This window comes from Streptomyces acidicola (assembly GCF_009377235.1).
GTDB lineage: Bacteria > Actinomycetota > Actinomycetes > Streptomycetales > Streptomycetaceae > Streptomyces > Streptomyces acidicola.
The window spans coordinates 1-23,083 of the sequence record NZ_VMNX01000148.1 but is presented as its reverse complement, the minus strand read 5'-3'; the positions used below and the strand labels follow the sequence as shown (position 1 = coordinate 23,083).

The window sequence follows — 23,083 nt, the reverse complement described above, 5'->3', positions numbered from 1 at the left end:
GGGCGGACCCGGAACCGGTGCCGAAACCGACACCGGCACCGGCACCGGCACCGGCACCGGCACCGGCACCAGCCGCGCACGCCGAGGCCGGCGGCTCCTCGTCAGCCTCGTCGCGGCCCTGGCCGTCACCGGCCTGAGCCTCACGACGATGCACCTCGTGTCGGACTCGGACACGGATTCGCAGGCCCCGACGGACTCCTCCCCCACCTCCACCGGCCCGCCCGCCGCGGCGCTGCCCGCCGGCTGGAAGCCCTGGCGGACGGACCTGACCCGGGACTCGGGCAACATCGACCCCATCCACTACGCGGAGTCCGGGTGCCTGCCGGACACGGACGCCGTGTACTGCGCCGGAACGGGCTTCACCGTCACCAAGGTCGACGCCGCCTCCGGCCGCACCCTGTGGCGGTCCGGCACCAATCCGCAGGAAGTGCTGCCCGTGGGCGTCCGGGGCGGGCTCGTCTACGCCTACTCCCTGCCGGACGACGCGGCCGCCGGCAACAGGGTCCGCAGGCTGGTGGCCCTGGACTCCGGCACCGGGAAACAGCGCTGGGCCCGCCGCATCGGCGACGTCGACGCGGAGGCGCACGTGTTCAGCCGTGGGGTGCTGGCGATTTCGGCCTCCACGACGCAGTTCGTGGCCTACGCACCGTCGGGCGAGGAGCTGTGGAGGTCGTCGGCGTCGGCGCCGGGCGGGAAGTCCTGCGTACCGCTGGTGCTCGGCGACGCCCCGTACGGCCTGTGCTCGTCGGACGAGGATCCAGGCGGGGTTCCGATGACCCTGGTGCGGTTCGACGCGTCCGACGGCACCCGGAGCGATGTGGCGACGCTGCCGCCGACGGCGGAGGCGCTCGGTGTCGTCGGCGGACAGTTCCTGTTCTCCGTGCTGCAGGACCCCAACAAGGTGTCACAGTCCGTGGGCGACTGGTCGTACGCGGCGCTGGTGCGGGTGAACCCGGACAGCGGCGCCGTCAAGAAGATGCCGCTGGCCCAGCCGCCGCGCGGCGCCGCCACCCTCGCGGACGGCGCCGTCTACGTCGTACGGCAGGACGGAGTCGTCACCGCCGTGTCGGCGGCCTCCGGCAAGCAGCTGTGGCGCAGGCCGACGGAGCTGGAGGGCCTCTCCGTACCGGTGTTCTCGGCGACATACGGCGACCTCTACTTCGCCAACCGTTACGGCCGCCTGCTGGCGCTGGACCGGGGCACGGGAGCGGAGCGGTGGCGCACGTCCTCGATGGACGACCTGGGGGACTCCTCGGGCGACAACACGCCGAGCCTGCGGCTCGTCAAGGACGCGATCGTGGCGGTGGCGGGCGACACGGTCTTCTCCGTACGCCCGGACCGCCCCACGACCCCGTCGGCGTCGGCGTCGGCGTCGGCGTCGGCCACCGGCGGCTAACCCGCCGTTGTGGCCCGCCGCGACCTGGCCGCGCGCAGCCCCAGGAACACCAGCAGTCCGAACGGTGACAGCAGGATCGTGAAGACCAGCAGCGGCCCCATCACCAGGGCGGAGATCCCCAGCCGCCTGCCCTCCCGGTACATCCACTGCCCGATCAGGAGATCCCAGGCGATGACCTGTGCCCAGACGGCTGCCGCGCCGTCCGCGAGTGCCGTCAGGTCGCGGAAGGCGTCGAGGTCCGGGCTGCTGACCGCGGCCCAGAGCTCGGGGAGCACCGGGACCGCGAGCGCGACGTAGACCAGCAGTACGGGCACCACGGTCCACGGCGACCCGGCGAGGCGGACGGTGGGGCCCCATCCCGGCGCAAAGATCATGAGCAGCCAGACGGGCGCCGCCAGCCAGAAGGAGAGCTCGAAGAGGAACCCGGTCACGACGTGAGTCCCTTCGCGGCGGGGGCGCCTTCAGGGCGCGTTGCCGTGCGGGACGAGGGCGTCCCGGCCCGCAAAGACCCGTACGTCCCGAGCGCGACGGCCAGCAGGATCACGCCGGCCGCCCCCAGCGTCACTCCGTCCGGGTGGATCAGCGGCTGACCTCGCAACGCCTGCCAGAGGACCAGAGCGAAGGCGGCGGCGTACGCCCCCGAGGCGAGCACCACCAGGCGCAGCCGGACCCGGTCGTCGGCCAGGCGGGCGAAGCGCGGTGCGAGGACGGTCAGCAGCATGACCACCAGCGGCAGGAACTGCAGCGCGTGCATGCCGAAGAAGTGCGGGATCCGCAGATCGCCGCCGGTCGTGGACCAGCCGGTCAGCGGCATCGAGGGGCCGCCGTCCGGCACGCCCACGCTGTGCGCGCCGACCACCTTGGAGACGCCGCGCTGCTGCCCGGGCGCGGGCTGGGTCATCAGGAAGCCGACAGCGGCTCCGGACAGGGCCAGGACGATGCCGGAGCGGATCGCCCAGGCGGTCGCGCGGTCGGCGATCCGGGCGCGGATCAGCAGCACGGCGATGACGAGCGTGCCGGCCCACAGGATGACGACCGTGACGGCCATCACGTTGAACAGCGCCTCGTCGAAGGGTGTCTCGTGGTTGAAGTGGCTGCGCTTCCCGCGGATGACCTGCCCGGTGATGATCGCCATCTCGACGATGCTCGCCAGCACGACGACGTTCCCCGCCCGCCGGCCCACGCGTCGGCCCTTGGGGAGCAGCGACAGCATCCAGGCCAGGGACAGGCAGTACGGCACGAACGAGACCGCGAACTTGAACGGCTTGGTCCAGATCGGCGCGCCCACCAGCACACGGTCGTCGACGACGATTCCCACCGCGGACACGACGGCCATCACCGCCATCACCGCCGAGAACAGCACCAGCGGCCGATGCCAGGACCGCCAGGGCGCCGCGGACGAACGAGCCGCGGACGAACGAAAGGAAGCCATGCCTACCCCCACTGCTGAATGGATAGCAGCACTATCCGCTATCCGATAGCTCCACTATCTATGATGGGTGGCGGGCCGGCAAGGGCCGGCTCGGCGAGCAGGGCGAGGGCCGAGGAGTGAGCCGGAAGTGCGCATTGGCGAGTTGAGCCGGAGGACCGGGGTGTCGGTGCCGACGATCAAGTACTACGTCCGTGAGGGCCTGATGCCTCCGGGCGAGCTGACCAGCCCGAACCAGGCGAGCTACGGCGAGGCGCACGAGCGCCGGCTGCGGCTGATCCGCGCCCTGCTCGATGTGGGCGGCATGAAGGTGGCCGACATCGCGGACGTACTGGCGGCCATCGACGACCGGGAGCGCCCACTGCACAAGGTGCTCGGCGCCGCGGCGGACCTCCTCGGAGGCGCGAACACCGAGCAGGACGACCCCGAGGAGGTGGCCGCCCGGGCCGCCGTCACCGACCTCATCTCCCGGCGCGGCTGGCAGACGTACGAGTCGAGCCCCGCCGCCGCCGATCTGTCCAGGGCCCTCGCCGCCATGGCCAGGCTGGGCCACGGAGCGTTCGTCGAGGTGCTCGACGACTACGCCGACGCCGCGGAGGAGGTGGCCCGCGCCGACCTCGCCTATGTGGACCGGCAGGTGGCGGTGGAGGACATGGTGGAGGGCGTGGTGATCGGGACCGTCCTGGGTGAGGCGGTGTTCAGCTCACTGCGGCGGATGGCTCATGTCGACGCCTCGGCGAAGCTGTACGGCACGGACGGGCCACGGGAGCGGAAGGCGAAGTGAGCCGACCCCCGGGCCCTTCTCACGGCAGGGCCGCCGGCCCCGCACCCGGACCCGCACTCGACCCCACACCCGGCCCCCGAGCGGTCACGCAGCGCACCGAGAGCGAGGCATCTCGTCACCACAGGGGTAATTTGGCACATAGGCAGTGTTATATGGGGGTATGCATCATCGGATAGGGCGCTTGCGGTTCGGGTACCGGCTGCGCACAGTCGCCGGCCAGGTCTTCGCCCTCCAGGTCATCGTCGTGCTGATTCTTGCGGCAGCGGCGTTCTCTGCCCTGCTGCTGCAGTCCCAGGCCGACGCCGACAACGAGGCCCGCAACCGTTCACTGGCCGTCGCCGAGGCCGTCGCGGCATCCCCCAACGTGCAGCAGGCCCTGGCCGGCAAGAATCCGACCGCCATGCTCCAGCAGCAGGCCGAACAGACCCGCAAACGCTCCGACGTGGACTTCGTCGTGGTGATGAGTCCCACAGGCATCCGCTACACCCATCCGACCCCCTCCGAGATCGGCAAGCGCTACATCGGCAGCATCGCGGCAGCCCGGCAGGGCAGAACCGTCACCGAAACGACGGTCGGGACGCTGGGCCCGTCGGTCCGCACCGTGGTTCCCGTCACAGCATCGGACGGGAAGGTCATCGGGCTGGTCGGCGCGGGCATCGCCGTCAAGCGGGTGAGCCTGGCGGCCGAGCGGCAGGTGCCGCTCATTCTCGTGGCCACCGGACTGGTGCTCGGGGCGGCCACCGCTGGGTCGGCACTGATCAGCAAGCGCCTGCTCCGTCAGACCCACGGCCTCGGCCCGGCCCAGATGACCCGCATGTACGAGCACCACGACGCGGTGCTCCACGCCGTACGGGAAGGTGTCCTCATCGTCGACGCCCAGGGGAACCTGCTCCTGGCCAACGACGAGGCACGGCGCCTGCTCAGCCTGAGGGCGGACGGGGAAGGACGGCCCGTCACGGCGCTGGGGCTCGAACCGGAAGCCGAAGAGCTGCTCGTGTCGGGCAGAGCGATCACGGACGAGGTGATCAAGGTCGGGGACCGCCTGCTGGCCGTCAGCCGACGCCCCATGACCCAGCAGCCCGGCCTGGGAGGCTGGGTCGCCACGCTGCGCGACACCACCGAGCTCAGCGCGCTGATGGGCCGGGTGGAGGTGGTCCAGGAACGGCTCAAACTGCTGTACGACGCCGGCCTGCGCATCGGCACCACCCTCGACGTGACACACACGGCTCAGGAACTGGCGGAGTTCGCCGTGACCAGGTTCGCCGACTACGTGACCGTCGACATGACGGATGCCGTACTGCGCGGCGAGGAACCGAACCAGCCGAGCACGAAGGAACTCCGTCGCGTCGCACTGCACGGCATCCGGAAGGACACACCGCTCTACCCACCGGGTGAACTCGTGCAGTTCGCCCCCTCCACACCACAGGCCTCCAGCCTCAGTTCCGGGAAGGTCACGCTGGAGGCCGACATGGCGGCCTTTTCCGGCTGGCAGGAGCAGGATCCCGACGGATCTCGCAAGCTGGTGGCCTACGGCCTCCACTCCATGATCGCTGTTCCGTTGCGGGCCCGCGGGGTCATTCTCGGCGTGGTGACCTTCTGGCGTTCGCAGTCCCCACCCTTCGCCCAGGAAGAGATCTCGCTCGCGGAAGAGCTCGTCGCCCGCGCGGCGGTGAGCATCGACAACGCCCGCCGCTTCACCCGGGAGCGCACCATGGCGGTCACGCTGCAGCGCAGCCTGCTGCCGCACGAGCTCCCCAAGCAGAGCGCGGTCGACGTGGCCCACCGCTACCTTCCGGCGGAGGCAGGCCTCGGCGGTGTCGGCGGCGACTGGTTCGACGTCATTCCGCTGCCCGGCGCCCGCGTCGCCATCGTCGTGGGCGACGTCGTGGGGCACGGACTGCACGCCGCCGCCAGCATGGGACAGCTGCGCACCGCCGTCCACAACCTCTCCACGCTCGACCTGCCGCCCGACGAACTCCTCTGGCACCTGGACGAGCTCGTCACCCGCATCGACCAGGACCGCGACGGCAACGGCGAAGCACCCATGCTCACGGGCGCCACCTGCCTGTACGCGATCTACGACCCGGTGTCCCGTCTGTGCACCATGGCCAGAGCGGGGCATCTGGAACCGATCATCGTGCACCCGGACGGCGACGCGGAGCTGCCCGGAGTGCCGGTCGGCCCCCCGCTGGGGCTGGGCGGACTGCCCTACGAGAAGACCGAGATACTTCTGCCCGAGGGCAGCAGCATCGTGCTCTACACCGACGGCCTGGTCGAGGACAGGCAGCGCGACATCGACGAAGGCATCGAGCGCCTGCGCCACGCCGTCGCGCACGCCGGACGGACGCCGGACCAGATGTGCCAGGCGGCGATCGACGCCATGCTGCCCACGGCGCCACGCGACGACGTGGCCCTGATCGTGGCCGGCACCCGGCTGCTCAACGGCGACCGCACCGCGTCCTGGGACGTACCGGCCGACCCCTCGGCGGTCGCCGGTGTCCGTGCCGCCGCCGCTCAGCTCCTGCAGGACTGGGGCATGGAGGAGGAGGCGTTCACCCTGGAACTGGTCCTCAGCGAGCTGGTCACCAACGCCATCCGGCACGCGAGCGGCCCCATCCGTGTGCGCCTGATCCGCGACCGCAGCCTCATCTGCGAAGTGTCCGACGGCAGCAGCGTGTCCCCGCACCTGCGCCGGGCCACCACCATGGACGAGGGCGGCCGGGGACTCTTCCTGGTGGCCCAGTTCGCCGATCGCTGGGGCACCCGCTACACCTCGGGCGGAAAGGTCATCTGGACCGAACAGCAGCTCTCCGACGAGAAGTGACTGTGAAGTGACTCACCGGCCGTGAGGTCCTGTCGTCGGGCCCTGTCGTCAAACTCCCGCCGTCCGCCGGAGGGCGTGCCAGGCACCGCGCGACGGTGAGGTTCCTTTCGATTTCCGGTCCAGAATGCGCCCCGCCATCCGTGTGCTGCCGGAGGGCGGGGCGCTGTTGAGGGGCAGATCAGGTGAGTCGATGTTCCCACCGGAGCGCACGCTGGTCGCCGATCCAGCGGGTTCGGTTGTTTGTAGTGATCTGCTGTCCGCCGATCCAGTAGGTGTGTGCCTGCTCGGTGATGTGGAGGCGGACGCTCGCGATGTCGGGGCTCCCGGAGTCCTGCCATGCGGTCAGCGTCTCCTCGATGGCGTCCCACAGGGCCACGGGGCCGCCCTGGCGGACAGTCCAGCCCGACGTGTCCTCGGTGAATGCGGCGAACGACTCGCGCTCGGCGTCGAAGAGATACAGACTCTGCGAACCATCGCCGACCGTGGCGCGAACGAACTGCGCACGGCGAGTGGTGAGTTGGGCCAGAAAAGCGGGCATCCACTCGTTCAGCAGCACGGGCGGGATCTTGGTGGGGCGTTCGGTGTCCGCGTAGGCGGTGCGGGCCGAGAGGTCACCGGCCAGGGGCGTCAGGGCCTGCGCGCGGGCGTGCATGAAGGAGGATCGGCCGACGATGCGGCCCTCGGCGGAGCCGTCGTCGTTCACGGTGACCTTGGCGAGGCCGGTGCCGTACGGCCAAGATCCGACCGTGGCGAGGAGGATGCCGCCGGGCTTGGTCTGGCGGACCCAGGAATACGGGATCCGCTGTACGGCGCACGTGGCGATCACGCGGTCATAGGGTGCGCGGGCGGGGTGGCCGAGGAGTCCGTCGCCGGTGACCGTCCACGCGGAGTGTCCGGTCTCCTCCAGGGCGGCATCCGCGCGGGCCGCCACCTGGGCGTCGACCTCGACCGTGGTCACGCCGTCCTCGCCGAGGCGGTGGCACATGAGGGCGCTGGAGTAGCCGGTACCGGTGCCGATTTCGAGGACGGAGTAGTCGTCGGCCACGTCGAGCTGTTCGAGCATGCCGACGACGGTGGTGGGGTTGGTGGAGGACGACGTGGGCACGCCGGTCACGGTCCCGGTTGCCTGGTCGGCAGTGAGGTGGCCGTCAAGCTGCGTGGCCAACGACTCGTCGCGGTAGGCGATGCGTACCCATTCCTCCGGAGATGTACCGAGAGCGGTTACCGGCTCCCAGAGTCCACCGTCGACCGGCAGGAACACCCCCGGGTGCAGGAACAGTTCGCGCGGTACGGCCTCGATGGCCGACCGCCACGGTGAATCCGGGCGCAGCACGCCGGACGCGATCAGCCGGTCGGCGAGCGCACGGCGTTCAGAGGCGGTGTCCATCAAGGTCTCCTTGGATCAGCAGCTCTGCGATTGCGGCGGACATCTCCAGGCCGGTCTCTTCCTCCAGCCAACCCCATTGGCCGTTCGGGTTCAGCTCCAACCAGTGGAACTCACCGTCGCGGTCCAGGGCGAGGTCAAAGGAGCCGGAGGCGAGGCCGAAGTGGTCCAGGACGGCGTACAGGGCCTTCACCAGGCGCTCGGGAAGGTCGACGACGCTGTACGACAGTGCGTCGTAATCCGTGCGCCAGTCCAACAGGCCGGAGTCGATCCGGACGGCGAAGACGCGGCGGCCGACGATCAACACGCGCAGGTCCGCGGCCTTCTCGACGCGGGCCTGGAACAGGTGCGGGGCGGCGCGGAGGGTGTCGTCGATCTCGTCGGTGATGACCGGCTCCGCCCACGAGGTCATGGGGACCCCGTCACGCTCGTACGGCGTCCACCGCAGCGTCTTGGCGATCACAGGGCCGTATGCAGCGATGAACTGCCGTGTTTGCCGGGGTCGTTGGTGACCAGGGTGGGCCGCTGCTGCGGCCCTGACCGAGATGGCGGGGTGGATGGCGCACGACGGTGGGAGGGACGGTGACGCCCTCGGCCATTTCGGGAAGGCCCTGGCTCTCGCGCAGACCGGGGGTGATCTCCCGCTGGCCGCGCACATCGCCGCGTCTCTGTCCCACCTCGTCCTCCACGGCGAGGACGCGGTGGCGGCTGCACGCTGGGCTCAGACGGGTCTCGACCTCGCCGGCCGTGGGCAGCGGATTCCCGCGCTCAAGGTGCGGCTGCACATGATGCAGGCGCGTGCCATGGCGGCCGGGGGCCAGCACACGCCCGCCCACCGCGCGCTCGAACAGGCTCACCGCGACTTCGACGCCACCTCCGACAGTGCGCCTCACCCTTGGCTCAGCCCGTTCGACGTCGGCCGTCTGGCGAGTGAGGCAGCGCTGGTCCTGCTCGACCTCGGCGAATTCGGCGGGGCCCTGGCCGCCGCCGAGGAGGCCGTGGCGCTGCGGGACGCGGGACGAGCGCGGTCCCTCGCCCTGGCCCGAATCTTCCTCGTCGACGTCCATCTCCGGCGGAGCGATCTCGACGCGGCTGTGGCGGTCGGCCACGACTTGCTCGGCACGAGCCCGACCCTCGGCTCCGTACGCGTCGTCCAGCAGCTCGATGACCTCCGGGCCGCGTTGGAGCCGCACCGGTCGTACGGGCCGGTGCGGGAGTACCTGGTGCGGTTCGGCGATGCACGCCGCGCCAGAATGCTCCTGCTCGCAGATCTGATCCCGTCATCGGGAGGCACTCGCCAATGAAGCCGACGCCCACTCCCGCCGACCCCGACGCCTGGAATGCCTACCTTGCCGAGGGCAACGCCAAGCAGGCCCGTAAGCGCGTGGCGGCGGACGTGCTGCTCCGCGACTCGTCGGGGAGCGTGCTGTTGGTGAACCCGACTTACAAGCCCGGTTGGGATCTTCCCGGCGGTATGGCCGAGGCGAACGAGCCGCCGGAGGAGACGGTGGTGCGGGAGCTGCGAGAGGAGCTGGGTCTGGACGTCGTCGTGCGCGGACTCCTGGTCGTCGACTGGGTGGCGCCGCATGGGCCATGGGATGACCAGATCGCGTTCATCTTCGACGGCGGCACCATCGACGTGGAGGGCAAGCTGAAGCCTCACGACAAGGAGCTTTCGGAAGCGCGATTCGTGGATCTCGCCGAGGCGGGAGGACTGCTGAGGGACCGGATGCGGCGGCGGCTGACGGAGGCGGTGCGGGCACTGCGGGAGGGGCGGACGGTGTATCTGCACGACGGGCAGGCGCCCCCGGACTAAGGGCCTGTCCAGCGGATCTTGTGGCTGCCGTACTCTTCATGGCCATGGTCAACTGGTGGGACGTGTTGCCGGACAACGAGCGCCAGCAGTGGTCGCTGGATCCGTTCATGGCCGTGGGGCCGCTACGTTTCGGCGCAGACCCCGATGAAATTTCGATAGCGCTGAGCGGCATCACGACGGAATCCCAGCAGCACACACGGCACCAGTCCGCGTTCGACGCCGTCTCCACGGTCGTGGAGGGCAGTTACCCGAAGTTCGGCCTGAAGCTGCACTACCGGGAAGAACGGCTGGCAGCCATTGTCGTCGACGCGCTGCACGGACCTCAGGTCGTTGCAGACAGCATGCCACTGGTAGGGAGAGCTCCCTCGACTCTGACACAGGCGTACCCGGGTCCGAATCATTGGGGGTCGTGATCGATGTGCAGCGAGCCGGCGACCGCCTGCTCACTCGACCGGTGTTCGTACCGCTGGAAGCCATGGACGACCTGTCCTACTGGCTTCCGAGGGAGGCGTGGTCACTTTGCTGAGCACTGGCTGATCACGGCCTAAGCAAAGACGCACACCCCAACAGCACCGCCCCGATGAAGGACTCGGACGCTCCAGGGGCGGCGCGACGTCACAAGATCCGCTGGACAAGCCCTGGAGATCTTCAAGGGTGTTGGGTTACGTGGGGGCGTGACGGCTGTCGTGGGTCGCGCTATGCCGGAGGAATGCGGATCCCGGTGTGGCGGAGGGCTGACGGCTGCGGAGCGGGCCCTGCGTCTTCGCGGGACGTTCAAGAGCTGCTGGCGTCAGAGGCGGGCGACGCGGGCCGAAGCAGTTCGCCACGGGCCAGGGCCAGGACGGTCCGGGCCGCGATGCCGCCGATGAGGACGGTGACGGCCCCGAGGACGAGGTAGGTGTAGACGACGTGGCCCGCCGGTTTTCCGGCCTCGATCCAGTGCAGCGTGGTGGTGGCCACCACGGCCCAGGAGAAGGTGAAGGCCCACGTGGCGACCGTGAACCGCAGGCGCGCGTAGAGGGGGAGCAGCCGGAGCTGGACGATGACCATCAGCAGTCCGTATCCGGCCAGCACGGCCGCGATGAAGTCCACCCGGCCCATGTCGAGTGCGAAGAAGGCGACGCTGGCGATGGCGGGCGGGGCCACCTCGATCGCCATCGTCGGCAGGAGCGGCGCGGGCAACCGCGGACGGTGGAGCAGCCTTCCCGTGACCACCGAACCGAGGATGAACCAGGAAATCACGCCGAAACCGAACATGACCACGGCCAGCAGGGTCTGTCCCACCCTCGCGGCGCTGGCGCAGGCAACCAGACCGCCGGCCACCGCGGGCAGGTAGTAGCCGGGGTGTATCTGGTCCAATTCCAGGTGCCCGACGATCCACTGTCCGGTGAGCCACCCGGCGAACAACACGGTCAGTACGAGAAAGACGTCCACCAGGATCTTCCCCGCCGTCGGGCTGTACGGCGCCAGCCCCAGGGACGCCATCAGCATCGGGGCGATCAGCGCGAGGGAGGCGAACGGACTGGCCACGGGGTCCTCCAGGTCGGCCCGGAGCCTCCCCCTGCCGCCGCACACGTAGCGCAGATACCACCCCACCGATACCAGCCACACGACAGCGGCCAGTCCGATCAGAGCTCTTCCGACGGTCACCGGAACGTGCCCGGCCTGACCAGCGGTCACCCAGGTGCCGCCGAGTCCGGCCAGGCCGAAGGCCATGCTGAAGACGTTGAGCGGGATGCGCTGTACGGCCACCGCCAACTCCTTTCATTCGGCCGGTGAGCCCACCGCAGGCGCATCGCCGGTCCGTGTCGGATTCCCACGCACACAGACGCCCGCGACCCACATCGCGCGACGGACCAAGCCCGATGTTTCCGAATATTTAGATCTTGTGCGATGTCCTGTCGCCCCGCAACGCGAGTCGTTTTCTCAGGCCGGTGGTGCGCTTCGGCCGCGCACCAGTGGCAGGTACACCTCGTCGACGATCTCGACGAGGACCTCGTCCGGGGCGGTGGGGGCCCCGCGCACGACGAATTCGTTGCGCAGCAGGGTCATGGCGACGGTGGCGACCCTGGGGTGGAGTGCTTCGGGGGAGGCTTCACCGCGTGCGATCGCGCGCCCAAGGATGGTCAGCCAGGGGGCGGCCGCCGCGTCGCCGGACTGTTCCTGGAGTTGCGCCAGGAGTTCCGTGGCACCGCCGGCGGCGGCAAACAGTTCGCGCAGGATCGCGCCTTGGGGGGAGCTCCAGTAGCGGTTCGCCTGGCGCAGCCACTCCAGGACGTCGCCTCGCAGGCTGCCGGTGTCGGGCGGCTGGACCGTCGTGGCAAGCCGCCGGTAGGCGGCGATGGCGAGGGTGAGGCGGTTGGGCCAGCGGCGGTAGATGGCGTTCTTGTTGGTGCCGGCACGGATGGCGACCTTGTCCATGGTCAACCTCGCGAATCCGGCCTCAGTGAGTTCGTCCGCCGCCGCGCGCAGGATCGCATCCTCCAGGGCGGCTCCGCGTCGCCGCGTCTGCCCGGCGCCTGACGAACCCATCGGCCTCTCCGGCATGGCCCCTACCTGCTATCGACACTCAGCGTACCTTCCCATCTTGACCGCCTGCATTGACCCACAGCAAATAGGGTACGGTCAGTACCGTAAATCTTCTCGAGCGAAGAGGGAACGACGCATGCGCGCCAAAGGCATCAGCTACGACACCGGATTCGCCTTCAACGGGCACCTCGGCCGTGAGCGGTTCGACGCGGAGGTGGTGCAGCGAGAGCTGACGATCATCCGCGATGACCTGCACTGCACCGCGGTCCGCATCATGGGCGGGGACCCGGACCGGATCGAACTCGCCGCGGGATGCGCCGCCGACCTCGGACTCGAGGTCTGGTTCTCCCCCTACCCGCTCGAACTGACCACCGCCGAAATGCTGTCCCTCTTCGCCGACTGCGCCGAGCGCGCAGAGCGGCTCAGGCAACGCGGAGCCGACATCGTGTTCGTCACCGGTGCCGAACTGAGCCTGATGAACAAGGGATTCCTGCCCGGCGACAGCACCGACGACCGCGTCGCGCTCCTGAGCCACCCCGAGCGGGTCCGCGAGCACATCGGCGAGGCCGGCGCCCGGGTCAACGAGTTCCTGACCGAGGCCGTGGCAGTGGTACGCGAACGCTTCGGCGGCAAGGTCACCTACGCCGCCGTACCGCTGGAGAACGTCGACTGGACCCCGTTCGACTTCATGTCCATGGACCTCTACCGGTCGGCGGAGATCGCCGACCGGTTCGCGGCAGGCATCCAGCACCTCGTCACGCAGGGCAAGCCGGTGGCCATCACCGAGTTCGGTGCGGCCGGCTACCAGGGCGCCGACGACCAGGGTGCTCGCGGCCTGGAGATCGTCGAGTACGACGGCGACACCCGCGCGCCGCTGCGACTCGACGGAAAGCACGCCCGTGACGAAGCAGGCCAGGCCGCCTATCTGCGTGAACTGCTGGAAGCGTTCGACGCCGGAGGTGTCGACAGTGCCTTCGTGTTCACCTTCGCTCTCTACGACTTCCCGCACCGCCCCGACGGCGACCCCTGCGACGACTTGGACCTGGCCAGCTACGGCATCGTCAAGGTCCTTGAAGACCACCCCGGCGCCACCTACCCCGACATGCCGTGGGAACCCAAAGCCGCGTTCGCCGCGGTAGCCGACTACTACCGCGACTGAACGGCGCCGATGCGGCCATGAAGAGGTACTGAACGGCGCTGATGCGGCCATGGAGAGATCCCGCATCGCCGCCGCAACCAGGGATCATCCACTTTCGAATCACACCCTGGGGCGGACTGCCCTCGTGCTCCCGCCACTCGCCTGAATCACCGCTGTCACACACCTTGTTGGGGCGGGACTCCTGTACATAGCATCTCCCGGCAAGACATGGTTTGAATCGTTTCAATCGTTTTCGTGCACGGTTACGTGCACGGTTTCGTTGTCCGCGGCGACACAGCGAGCGAGGAACGCATGGGCCAGTTCTGGAACCGGAGACTCTTCCTGAAAGGCACGACGGCGGGCGCGGGTGCCGGGTTCACCGCACTGTCCGCCGGCCCGGCGGCGGCCGCCGCGGGAACACCGGCGCGGGGTCCGCAGGACGATCGCACCGGAGCACTCCGCATCGAGCGCACCACCGTCGAGTACGCCGAGCGGGTCCTCGGTACCGACGTCGAGCACCCCCGCCTCAGCTGGGAGATGTCCGCTCCGGGGCACGGCGCCCGGCAGAGCGCGTACCGGATCCAGGTCGCCCTCACCCCCGGGGAGCTGACGAACGGCAGCGGGGCGGCGGCCGGGCCGGTCTGGGACTCGGGGAAGGTGGCGTCCGACCGCAGCGTGGGCGTCCCCTACGAGGGGCCCGCGCTCCGCCCCCATACCCGCTACCACTGGCGGGTGCGAGTCTGGGACGGCACCGGGCGGGCCTCCCGCTGGAGCGAGGTCCGCTGGTGGGAGACAACGTTGTCGGAAGCCCAGTGGCAGGCCCGCTGGATCGGCGCCGACCCGTCCCCGCAGCCGCCCTCCCTCTCCGGGGCCTCGTGGATCTGGTCGCCGGACGCCACGTCCTCCGACGCCCCCGTGGGGCCGCGCTGGTTCCGGGCGGGCTTGCGTCTGCCGGACGGCAGCCGGGTGCGGCGGGCCACCGTCGTCGCCACCGCCGACGACGACTTCACCCTCCACCTGGACGGCCGGGAGGTGCTCGAGGCACCGGAGCAGCAGGACGGCTGGCGCACCGGCCGCGCGGCCGACGTCACCGCTGTCGTGGAAGAGGTCCTCGCCGCCGGCCGCCCCGTGGTGCTCGCCGCCCGTGCCACCAACCGCTCCGGCCCCTCCGTGAACCCAGCCGGTCTGCTGGTCCGGCTGCTCGTCGAGACGGAGGACGACGGAGCGGGTGGGGGCAGCGGAGGCGGCGGAGGCGAAGGACCGCACGAACTGGTCACCGGGCCCGACTGGCGGGTCTCCGCGACCGAGCCCCCGGACGGCTGGCAGCGCCCGGAGTTCGACGACGCGGCCTGGGACCGGGCCGCCGTGCTCGCCCCGTACGGGCAGGGCCCCTGGGGCGGTGATGTGAGCGTCGCCGTGCCGGAGCAGCCCGCGCCGCTGCTGCGCCGCGCCTTCACCGTGCGGCGGCCGGTCTCCCGGGCCCGTCTCCACGTCAGCGGCCTCGCCTACTACGAGGCCGAGATCAACGGCCGCAGGGTCGGCCGCCAGGTACTCGACCCCGGCTTCACCGACTACGACGAGACGGTGCTGTACGCCGTGCACGACGTCACCGAGCTGATCCGGCGCGGCGACAACGCCATCGGGGTCACCCTCGGCCGCGGCTTCTTCGGCATGATCACCCCCAACGTCTGGAACTGGCACCGCCCGCCGTGGCACGGCGAGCCCCGGCTGCTGGCCCAGCTGGAGATCGACCACCCGGACGGCTCCCGCACCACCGTCGCCTCGGACGGCGAGTGGCGGATCACCGACGGCCCGACGCTGTCCAACTCCCTCTACGCGGGCGAGACGTACGACGCGCGCCGCGCCCCGGACGGCTGGACCAGCCCCGGCTTCGACGACAGCGGCTGGCGGACGGCGGATGTGCAGGAGGCCCCGCGGGGCGCGCTCAGGGCGCAGCCGCACGAGCCGATCGAGGTCATCGAGACGGTACGGCCGACGGAGATCTCCGAGCTGCGCCCCGGGGTGTACGTGGTGGACATGGGCCGCACCATGGCGGGCTGGACCCGCCTCACCGTGACCGGCGCCGACGCGGGCACGGTCGTGCGTCTCGTCCACGGCGAGAGGCTGAAGGCCGACGGAAGTGTGCTCGCCGAGACCGGCCATGTCCCCGGCCGCTTCCAGACCGACGAATACATCTGCGCGGGCGGCGCGCGTGAGGTCTGGGAGCCGAAGTTCTCGTACAAGGGATTCCGGTACGTCGAGGTCCACGGCCTGCCCGGGCGTCCGTCCCCGGAGCAGGTGCTGGGGCGGCTGGTGCACACCCGGGTCGAGGAGGTCAGCTCCTTCGGCTGCTCGGAGCCGTTCTACGAGTGGCTGGACCGTGCCATGCGCCGTACGGTCCTCAACAACCTGCACGGCATCCCGACCGACACCCCCATGTACGAGAAGAACGGCTGGACCGGCGACGCCCAGGTCGGCACGCCGACGATGGTGTACGCCTTCGGGATGCACCGCTTCCTGTCCAAGTGGCTGGGCGATCTGGCGGACAGCCAGAGCGGCGAGGGGCAGGTGCCGGTGATCGTGCCGAGCGGCGGCTGGGGCTACAAAGAGCTGGCCCCCGCCCCCGAGTGGACGACCGTGTACCCGTTCGTCGTCCGTGAGCTGTACCGGGTGTACGGGGACGAGCGCGCCGCCCGCGAGCACTGGACGACGCTGACCCGGTACCTGGACTGGGAGCTCGCCCGACTGCGGGACGGGCTGGCGGTCACGGCTCTCGGCGACTGGCTGCCGCCCGGCTACGGCGGCGGCATCCCTCCGGAGGACACCCGGCTGACCGCGACCGCGTACCTGTACCGGGCGCTGCTGCACACCGCCGAGCTGGGCGAACTGCTGGACGAAGGCACGGTCGTGAAGCGGTACCGGGAGGCGGCCGAGAGCCTGAAGTCCGCGTTCAACGAGGCGTTCCTCGGCCCGGAGGGCCACTACCGCACGGCGAAGGACCCCGGCTACCGGCAGACCTCCAACGCGATCCCCCTGGCCTTCGGCCTGGTGCCGCCCGGCGCCCGCGCCTCGGTGGTGGACAGCCTCGTGGCGGACATCGAGGCGCGCGGCAACCATCTGAACACCGGCTGTCTGGGCACGAGCGTGCTGCTGAAGGTGCTGTCCGCCCACGACCGCCCGGACGTGGCCCACGCCGTCGCGACCCAGCGCACCTATCCGGGCTGGGGGTACTGGCACGCGAACGGCGCCGACACCATGTGGGAGATGTGGGAGCTGGACTCCCGCTCCCGCGACCACTATTTCATGGGCACGGTCGCGCAGTGGCTGTACGAGAACGTGGCCGGGCTGCGCCCCGGGGACGCCGGCTACCGCACCTTCTCGGTACGGCCCGACGCCCGTACAGGAGTGAACTGGGCGCGTACGTCGATCCGTACGGTGCGCGGCGAGGCCGCCGTGTCCTGGTCGCGGCTGGACCGGGAGGTGCGGCTGTCGGTGCGGGTGCCGGTGGGCTCGACGGCCGAGGTGCACGTACCGGGCGCGACGCGCGCCCGGGTGAGCGCGCCTGAGGGCGCGGAGTTCCTGCGCAGCGACCCCGCGTTCGTGGTCTTCCGGGTCGGGCACGGGAAGTGGGACTTCACCGGCCCTGCGTGACCGGTCCGAGGGTCGCGCGGGTTGTGCCGGCCCGCGCGGCCACACCGGAGGGCGCCCCCTAGGGAGTGGTGGCGCCCGGCGGCAAGGCAGTCGGCGGCGAGGCGGTCGGCGGCGTGGCGGTCGGCGGCGTGGTGGTGATCACCGAGATGTGGTCGCCGGGGCGGATCCGGGTGGAGAACCACTCGGCGTCGTCGACGCCGAGGCCGATCCAGCCGTCCGGGACGTCGTAGGTGCCGAGAGCCTTCAGGTCGTCGGGGAGCGCGCCGACGTAGACCGGTTCGTCGTCCGTGTCGCGCAGTTCGACCACGTACGGGACCTTCACCGCGGAGCGGCCTTCGGGGGACACGTCGACGGCCATCTCTCTCACGTCGTACGTGGCGACCACCCTCATCAGGCCCGTGGGGGTGGGCGTGCCGACGGCCCCCGAGGAGATCGGCATGACACGGTCGCCGACCGTGAGGGTGCGTCCGCGCAGGTGGACCGTGCCGGCGACGGGCACCGCGGTGGCCTCGGACGGCGGGGCGGACAGTGTCGCCGCCGGGATACGGCGCCGATCGGGGTGGTCCGGGTCCGCACCGAGGTCCAGCGTCAGAGCGAAGGCGACCACAGCGAGGGCCACGGCCCCCGTACCGAGGACCGCGGCGGCACGACGGCGGCGTCCGCGGCGCACCGCCCGGCTGCGAATCCCAGCCCCGCTGACAGTCGGCGCGATCGCCTGATTTGCCGCCAACTCCCTTAGCCGAGCGGAGAGTTCATCGGACACGGCCGCTCCCCCTCCGGACCGGCCCGTCGGCCTCGTCCCCCGTAAGATGCCCCGCCGGCGCCGCCCGCCCCCTGGACAGCCTCGCCTTGACCGTCCCCACGGGCGCACCGGTCTCGGAGGCTACCCCCTCCGCACTCGGATCACACAGATGGTGCAGCACGATCCTCGGTCATGCCCCCGCCGGAATCCGTGCCGTTGCCCTGCAACCCGGCCGCCCCGGCCGTGCGTACAGGTCCCGTAGGTCGCATCCGCTCATCGGGTGATCAACCTACCTGCCCAGTAAGGCAGTTGTGCTACCGCGGCCGCTGGTGCCGCGTTCCCCGCAACCGAGTTCCCGAACGGAAGGACCGCTCACGTGCTCCCCCCACACGACGTGCTGCCCGCCCGGCACGACTTCGCCGCGTACGCCCGGACGAACTGGCCCCGGCTGGTCATGACCGCGCGGCTCCTCACCGATGACCCCGGTGAGACGGAGGAACTGGTACGGCGAACGCTGGTGCTGACGTATGCGCGGTGGCGGCGCGTGCCGCGCGACGACGCGGACTTCCATGTGCGGCGCGCCCTGGTGAAGGGCCACCTGCGCAGGCCGCACGGACGGCGCGCCGCGCGGCGGCGGGCCGTACTGGTGCTGCGGCTCTGGGAGGGCATGGCCGACGTGGAGATCGCCCAGTTGCTGGGCTGCTCGGTGGGCGCGGTGCGCACCCATGCCAAACGCGGTCTGGGGGAGGCGGGCACCGACGCCGGGCGACTGCGGGAGAGGTACGTCCGTGCCGTCGAGGACGTCGCCCCGTCCGAGGTGCCGCTGGCCGGCATCGAGGCGTCCGGCCGCGCCCTGCGGCGACGCCGCCTCGCCGCGGCCTCGGCCGCCTGCGCGGCGCTGCTCACCCCGGCCGCCCTCCTCACCGTCGGCGGGATCGGGGGCGGTATCGGAGGCGGCGGGACCGACGGGGCGTCCGGGGGCGGTTCGGGGAGCGCAGCGCGCCGGGCGGAGAGTCCCGTACGGGTCGTGGGCCTGGGCGAGCGGGTGTCCGCCGTGCCGGGGGTGCGGATGTGGCTGACGGCCGACGGCGGGCACTGGTCGGCTTCGAAGGGTCGTCACAACTTCCAGCGACTGACCGACAGCGGTCTCCCGCTCGACGAACCGGGCGTCTCCGCCCGGGTGGGGTACGCACAGGAAAGGTACTTCCTGTCGGGCCTCTACCGCGGTCTGCGCGGCGAGCCGGGCCGCGTCGAGGTGAGAACCCCCACCGGCACGATCACCGCGTCGGTCCTCACCCTGGCGGGCAGTCCGGGCTGGGGCGTCTGGTACGCGAACACTCCGCTGTCCGGGAAGGACGTGAAGACGCTCCTCGCCGGCGGCCGGGGCGAGCAGAACGTGACGGCGTACGACGCCTCGGGCAAGGTCGCGGCGCGATCGGGGATCGAGGTGGGGCTGGTATGAGTGGGGCTGGAACGAACGGGGCTGGAACGAGCGGAGCTGGAACGAGCGGGACGGACGGGCCGCGACTGGCGCGCGTGGTGCGGGGTCTGGGGAAGCGGATGCGGCCGGTCGCCCGGCACGGCGGGCGCGCTCCGTTCCGGGTCCGCTTCCGGCGCACCCGGGGACGGCGTCTGCGGCGGCTGTCCCTCGTCTTCCTCGCGCTGATCGGAACGCTGTGCACGGCGGCCGTGGTGGCGTACAAGCTGACGGCCATTCCCGAGCCGCACCCCGAGACCGTCACCCAGAGCACCGTGTTCCTCGACTCGAAGGGCACTTATCTGGGCCGCCGCGGTCCGGTCGACCGGCAGGACGTCCCGCTGTCCGACGTCCCCCTCCACGTCCAGGAGGCGGTGATCGCCGCGGAGAACCGCTCCTTCCGTACGGACAGCGGGATCTCGCCGCGGGCCATCGGGCGGGCGGCACTGGCGGCGGTCACCGGCGGCGAGCCGCAGGGCGGCTCCACCATCACCCAGCAGTACGTGAAGAACGCGCTGCTGAGCCCGGAGCGTTCGCTGTCACGCAAGGCGCGCGAGGCGCTCATCGCGATCAAGCTGGACCGCACCCGGAGCAAGGACGAGATCCTCAAGGGCTATCTGAACACCGTGTACTTCGGCCGTGGCGCCGCCGGGATCCAGTCCGCCGCACGCAACTACTTCGGCGTGGACGCCGATGACCTGACGGTCTCGCAGGGCGCGGCGCTCGCGTCCATCGTCAACATCCCCTCGTACTACGAGAAGGCGGGCTCCGACCCGAAGGTGACCACGAAGCTGGAGGACCGCTGGATGTGGGTGCTCGACGCGATGGAGGCGAGCGGCAGCATCACGGCGAAGCAGCGGGCCGCGGCGCGTTTCCCGGCGTTCCGGTTCTATCCGCCGGGTGAGACCGAGGGACAGCGGCAGTATCTGATCGACGTCGCCGCGAAGGAGGCCGCCGACCGGCTCGGCATCACCGACGACCAGCTCGCGAGGGGCGGCTACACCGTGTCGACCACCTTCGACCTGACGCTGCAGGACACCACCACCCAACAGGTCGACGCCCCGTCCGGCGGCAAGGGCGTCCGGGTGCACACCGCCGTCGTGGGGATGGTGCCCGGCGACGGGGCGGTGCGGCTGCTGTACGGGGGCTCGGACTACGCACGGCAGCCGTTCAACGACGCGGTGAGCGGGGCGGTCGAGGCGGGCACGGCACTGGAGCCGTTCAGCGGGGTGCGGTCCGGCGAGCCGCTGCGCCGGCTGCTGAGGACGGCGGCGCCGACCCCGCTGGACCTGGCGTCGGCGTACGCGACGGTGGCGGCGAACGGGATGCACGCGGCCCCGTACACCGTCGCCCGCATCACCCAGGAGGGGCGCACCGTCTACAAGGCGAAGCCCGACGCACGGCGCGCCCTGAACCCGAAAGAGGCGTTCCTGGCGGCCGACAAGGCCGGAACCGCGCCGACGCCTGTCGCCATCGGCTCCAGGGCACCGAAGATGTTCTTCACCGGCGGGGCGGGGGGCGGGACCACACGACGGACCGTGTGGACCACCGGGTACGACAGCCGACTAGCCGTGACGGTGGCGCTGTTCGCCGACCGACCGGGCGACAAGAAGGGCACGACGGTGCCCGCGCAACTGCCCAACGAGCCGTCGCCGACCGAGTCGGCGCAGACGACGGCGGCCGAGATCTGGCGGGCGGCCACGGGGGATGACGCGGGGGATGACGCGGGGGATGACGCACGACCGGCTTCCCCCGGTAGGCCGGCAGGGGTTACGGAGGCGGGGTGAGCGCGGGGAGCCCCGCCCCGTTGCGGGTGCCGCCGGCAGCAGGGGACGAACGTCAGGCGGGGGACCGCGGGGCGCGGAGGGGGCCCGGACGGAAAATGCGCCTGGCCCACCCGGCGCCGCTACGACGGTTCCCCGCCCTGCGCCTCGCCGTCCCTCCGGATCAGGTGCCGCTGCGCGCCGGCACCACGATCCACGGGGTCACCCGCCTCCCCGTCACCTGGTGAGTCACCAAGTGGGTCACCGGGCGAGGAGCGGCGCAGGGACGAAGGCGGGGCCTGTCGGGTGAGGTGCTCGGCGTGTCGATGAAGGTCATACTTGCGGTCACATGAGATGACTTCTACCAGTTTGTCCTTTCGGGACTCGTACTGGAACAGGAGCATCTGCATGGCATCACTGGTAACGGCCCGTAGACCCCGCCGCGGCTTGCGGCGGCTGACTGCGGTCGCGCTGACCCTGGGCACGGTCGGCGCGCTCGCCGGCGCCTCGCCCGGGGCGGAGCACACGCAGCACCGGACCAATCACGGCTTCGTGGAGCGCGACCTCGTCTCCGACATCCCGGGCAGGGCCGAGACGACCGACCCGAACCTGGTCAACCCCTGGGGTCTGGTCCGCAAGACCAACGGCGCGATCCTCGTGTCGAACAACGGCTCCGACACGGCCACGGCGTACTCGGGCGCTCTGGACAACCAGCCGGTCAACAACACCGGGCTGGTCGTGCCGTTCCCCTCCGGCGCCGCTCCGGACGGGGTGGTGCGCAACGACACCGACAACTTCCGCTTCAGTGTCGCAGGGAAGTCCGGTCCCGCCCGGTTCATCTTCGCCTCGGAGAGCGGCTCCCTGTTCGCGTTCAACCCGGACGTGAGCCCGAACGCCATCCAGGTCGCGTTCGAGCCCAGCGACGGCACGAACGCCGTGTTCAAGGGCCTGACCCTGGTGCCCGGCGAGAAGAAGGGCAAGGAGCACGACAAGAAGGACCACGACAAGGACAAGGACAAGGACAAGAAGTCCAAGCCGCGCATCCTCGTCGCGAACTTCCGTGACGCCCGCGTCGACAGCTTCAACACGAAATTCAAGAAGCTGCCGAACGACCGCCGCTTCCAGGACCCGAGCCTTCCCGCCGGCTTCGCGCCGTTCGACATCAAGAAGATCGGCGACAAGGTCTTCGTGACGTACGCCCTCCAGGACGCCGCCAAGCACGACGACGTCGCCGGTCCGGGCAACGGCTTCATCAACGTGTTCAGCACCGAGGGCAAGCTGCTCAAGCGCTTCGCGAGCCGGGGTGTGCTCAACTCGCCCTGGGGCCTCGAAGTGGCGCCCAAGGGATTCGGGCAGTTCGCCGGTGACCTGCTCGTCGGCAACTTCGGAGACGGTCGCATCCACGCCTTCGACCTGAAGACGGGCCGGCTCGAGGGCACCCTGAAGAGCCCCGCCGGGAACCCGATCGTGATCCCCGGCCTGTGGGGGCTGCAGCGCGGCACCGACCAGTCCGGTGGCAGGCACACCGTCTGGTTCGCCGCGGGTATCGAGGACGAGAACCACGGGCTGCTCGGAACCCTGCGCGCCGCGGGATGACCCGTCGTCACCGCACCTCGGGTGCCCGCCGGGCGGCCACACCGCCGGGCGGGCACCGGGCGGGCACCTGCCCCGGCCACGCCCTCTCGTCTCGCCGCCGTCGCCGCCCTTGTCACGGCGTCGCCGGCTGAGCACCGTCCCGTCCGGGCGATTACGGCCGGTCAGGCCTCTTCACTCACGGCGCCGCACATCCAGACAGCTGACCTCCTCGGAGGCGCCGTACGGCTCGACGACGGTACGTGCGTCCGTCACGCCGCCGGACAGGCACAGCTGACCGCCCATCACCCGCAGGTCGAGGGTGAACTCCACCCTCTCACCGGAGCGTTGCGGGCCGTGGACTCGCTCGTCGATGTAGCCGAGACCACGCAGGACGTCGCCGACCTGCCCCGGCGTCGGGTCGGCCGTGTCCTTGAGGGCCTTCGTGATGCGGCGGGTGTGGATGCGGGCATCGCACTTCTCCACAGGGCTCAACTCCACCTCCTTCCTGACGGACTCGGGGTCCCGGGGTTCGCCGGCGGGCGGCGGCTCGTCCGGGAGCTGTCTCTTATACACAA

The 23,083-nt window shown here is 70.8% G+C and carries 20 protein-coding genes and 1 pseudogene; 12 read left to right on the top strand and 9 right to left on the bottom strand.

Going from position 1 to position 23,083, the window contains the following annotated elements; genetic code table 11:
* A partial coding sequence (locus tag FPZ41_RS30545) for an outer membrane protein assembly factor BamB family protein (RefSeq protein ID WP_194236262.1) occupies positions 1-1,396 on the top strand: 1,396 nt, incomplete at its 5' end.
* On the opposite strand, the gene FPZ41_RS30540 is transcribed toward FPZ41_RS30545, so the two are convergent.
* Together FPZ41_RS30540 and FPZ41_RS30535 are read right to left on the bottom strand one after the other, a co-directional pair.
* Positions 1,393-1,827 (bottom strand): ABA4-like family protein, encoded by a 435-nt coding sequence (locus FPZ41_RS30540; RefSeq protein ID WP_322620926.1) that lies wholly within the window; start codon positions 1,825-1,827, stop codon positions 1,393-1,395. The two genes, FPZ41_RS30545 and FPZ41_RS30540, sit on opposite strands and share 4 nt — an antisense overlap.
* A complete protein-coding gene (locus tag FPZ41_RS30535) occupies positions 1,824-2,741 on the bottom strand; it encodes a hypothetical protein (protein ID WP_131569345.1) in 918 nt (305 codons plus the stop codon). The genes FPZ41_RS30540 and FPZ41_RS30535 overlap by 4 nt, the downstream gene beginning before the upstream one ends.
* Before the next feature lie 253 nt (positions 2,742-2,994).
* Between FPZ41_RS30535 and FPZ41_RS30530 the strand changes: the two genes are divergently transcribed.
* Both FPZ41_RS30530 and FPZ41_RS30525 read left to right on the top strand, forming a co-directional pair.
* Positions 2,995-3,609, top strand: coding sequence for a MerR family transcriptional regulator (locus FPZ41_RS30530; RefSeq protein ID WP_407698840.1), 615 nt, complete (start codon positions 2,995-2,997; stop codon positions 3,607-3,609).
* Positions 3,610-3,769: 160 nt separating this feature from the next.
* Positions 3,770-6,433, top strand: coding sequence for a SpoIIE family protein phosphatase (locus tag FPZ41_RS30525; protein WP_152866875.1), 2,664 nt, complete (start codon positions 3,770-3,772; stop codon positions 6,431-6,433).
* Positions 6,434-6,611: 178 nt separating this feature from the next.
* Here FPZ41_RS30525 and tgmC read toward each other — a convergent pair whose 3' ends face one another.
* Together tgmC and FPZ41_RS30515 are read right to left on the bottom strand one after the other, a co-directional pair.
* A complete protein-coding gene (gene tgmC / locus FPZ41_RS30520; protein ID WP_407698839.1) occupies positions 6,612-7,820 on the bottom strand; it encodes an ATP-grasp peptide maturase system methyltransferase in 1,209 nt (402 codons plus the stop codon).
* Positions 7,804-8,280, bottom strand: a complete 477-nt coding sequence (locus FPZ41_RS30515) for a hypothetical protein (RefSeq protein WP_194236261.1) — start codon at positions 8,278-8,280, stop codon at positions 7,804-7,806. Before FPZ41_RS30515 ends, tgmC begins: the two co-directional genes overlap by 17 nt.
* Before the next feature lie 94 nt (positions 8,281-8,374).
* On the opposite strand from FPZ41_RS30515, the gene FPZ41_RS47360 reads away from it, so the two are divergent.
* From FPZ41_RS47360 to FPZ41_RS30500, 3 genes are read left to right on the top strand one after another with little or no spacing between them, the layout of a single operon-like run.
* The gene (locus FPZ41_RS47360; protein WP_228023076.1) at positions 8,375-9,121 is read left to right on the top strand and encodes a hypothetical protein; all 747 of its coding nucleotides are present in this window, start codon (positions 8,375-8,377) and stop codon (positions 9,119-9,121) included.
* Positions 9,118-9,633 carry an NUDIX domain-containing protein gene (locus FPZ41_RS30505; protein WP_152866873.1) on the top strand — a complete coding sequence of 172 codons (516 nt, stop codon included), beginning with the start codon at positions 9,118-9,120 and terminating at the stop codon, positions 9,631-9,633. The genes FPZ41_RS47360 and FPZ41_RS30505 overlap by 4 nt, the downstream gene beginning before the upstream one ends.
* Positions 9,634-9,671: 38 nt before the next feature.
* Positions 9,672-10,046 carry a hypothetical protein gene (locus tag FPZ41_RS30500; protein ID WP_152866872.1) on the top strand — a complete coding sequence of 125 codons (375 nt, stop codon included), beginning with the start codon at positions 9,672-9,674 and terminating at the stop codon, positions 10,044-10,046.
* Positions 10,047-10,407: 361 nt separating this feature from the next.
* Here FPZ41_RS30500 and FPZ41_RS30495 read toward each other — a convergent pair whose 3' ends face one another.
* Together FPZ41_RS30495 and FPZ41_RS30490 are read right to left on the bottom strand one after the other, a co-directional pair.
* On the bottom strand, positions 10,408-11,385 hold the full coding sequence (locus tag FPZ41_RS30495; RefSeq protein ID WP_322620924.1) for an SLAC1 family transporter: 978 nt from the start codon (positions 11,383-11,385) through the stop codon (positions 10,408-10,410).
* A gap of 174 nt (positions 11,386-11,559) precedes the next feature.
* On the bottom strand, positions 11,560-12,165 hold the full coding sequence (locus tag FPZ41_RS30490; protein WP_152866871.1) for a TetR/AcrR family transcriptional regulator: 606 nt from the start codon (positions 12,163-12,165) through the stop codon (positions 11,560-11,562).
* A gap of 133 nt (positions 12,166-12,298) precedes the next feature.
* Between FPZ41_RS30490 and FPZ41_RS30485 the strand changes: the two genes are divergently transcribed.
* Positions 12,299-13,321 carry a hypothetical protein gene (locus FPZ41_RS30485; RefSeq protein ID WP_152866870.1) on the top strand — a complete coding sequence of 341 codons (1,023 nt, stop codon included), beginning with the start codon at positions 12,299-12,301 and terminating at the stop codon, positions 13,319-13,321.
* Positions 13,322-13,555: 234 nt separating this feature from the next.
* Positions 13,556-16,951 (top strand): glycoside hydrolase family 78 protein, encoded by a 3,396-nt coding sequence (locus tag FPZ41_RS30480; protein ID WP_322620923.1) that lies wholly within the window; start codon positions 13,556-13,558, stop codon positions 16,949-16,951.
* Between the two features lie 58 nt (positions 16,952-17,009).
* Here the strand turns inward: FPZ41_RS30480 and FPZ41_RS30475 are convergent, their stop codons facing one another.
* A complete protein-coding gene (locus FPZ41_RS30475) occupies positions 17,010-17,621 on the bottom strand; it encodes a L,D-transpeptidase (RefSeq protein ID WP_152866869.1) in 612 nt (203 codons plus the stop codon).
* Between the two features lie 82 nt (positions 17,622-17,703).
* Positions 17,704-17,877 (bottom strand): annotated as a pseudogene (locus FPZ41_RS48760) (sigma factor-like helix-turn-helix DNA-binding protein); the annotation flags it as partial.
* Between the two features lie 192 nt (positions 17,878-18,069).
* Between FPZ41_RS48760 and FPZ41_RS30465 the strand changes: the two are divergent.
* The 4 genes from FPZ41_RS30465 (at position 18,070) to FPZ41_RS30455 (ending at position 22,529) form a co-directional block, all read left to right on the top strand.
* A complete protein-coding gene (locus FPZ41_RS30465; protein WP_322620922.1) occupies positions 18,070-19,155 on the top strand; it encodes a sigma factor-like helix-turn-helix DNA-binding protein in 1,086 nt (361 codons plus the stop codon).
* Positions 19,156-19,229: 74 nt separating this feature from the next.
* Positions 19,230-20,957 carry a transglycosylase domain-containing protein gene (locus tag FPZ41_RS30460; protein ID WP_322620921.1) on the top strand — a complete coding sequence of 576 codons (1,728 nt, stop codon included), beginning with the start codon at positions 19,230-19,232 and terminating at the stop codon, positions 20,955-20,957.
* A gap of 95 nt (positions 20,958-21,052) precedes the next feature.
* A complete protein-coding gene (locus FPZ41_RS48755; RefSeq protein ID WP_407698838.1) occupies positions 21,053-21,181 on the top strand; it encodes a hypothetical protein in 129 nt (42 codons plus the stop codon).
* 199 nt (positions 21,182-21,380) lie between these two features.
* Positions 21,381-22,529 carry a TIGR03118 family protein gene (locus FPZ41_RS30455; RefSeq protein WP_152866868.1) on the top strand — a complete coding sequence of 383 codons (1,149 nt, stop codon included), beginning with the start codon at positions 21,381-21,383 and terminating at the stop codon, positions 22,527-22,529.
* A 171-nt stretch (positions 22,530-22,700) separates the two neighbouring features.
* Here FPZ41_RS30455 and FPZ41_RS30450 read toward each other — a convergent pair.
* Positions 22,701-23,083: hypothetical protein (locus FPZ41_RS30450; protein WP_228023073.1), on the bottom strand; the 383-nt coding region annotated here is incomplete at its 5' end.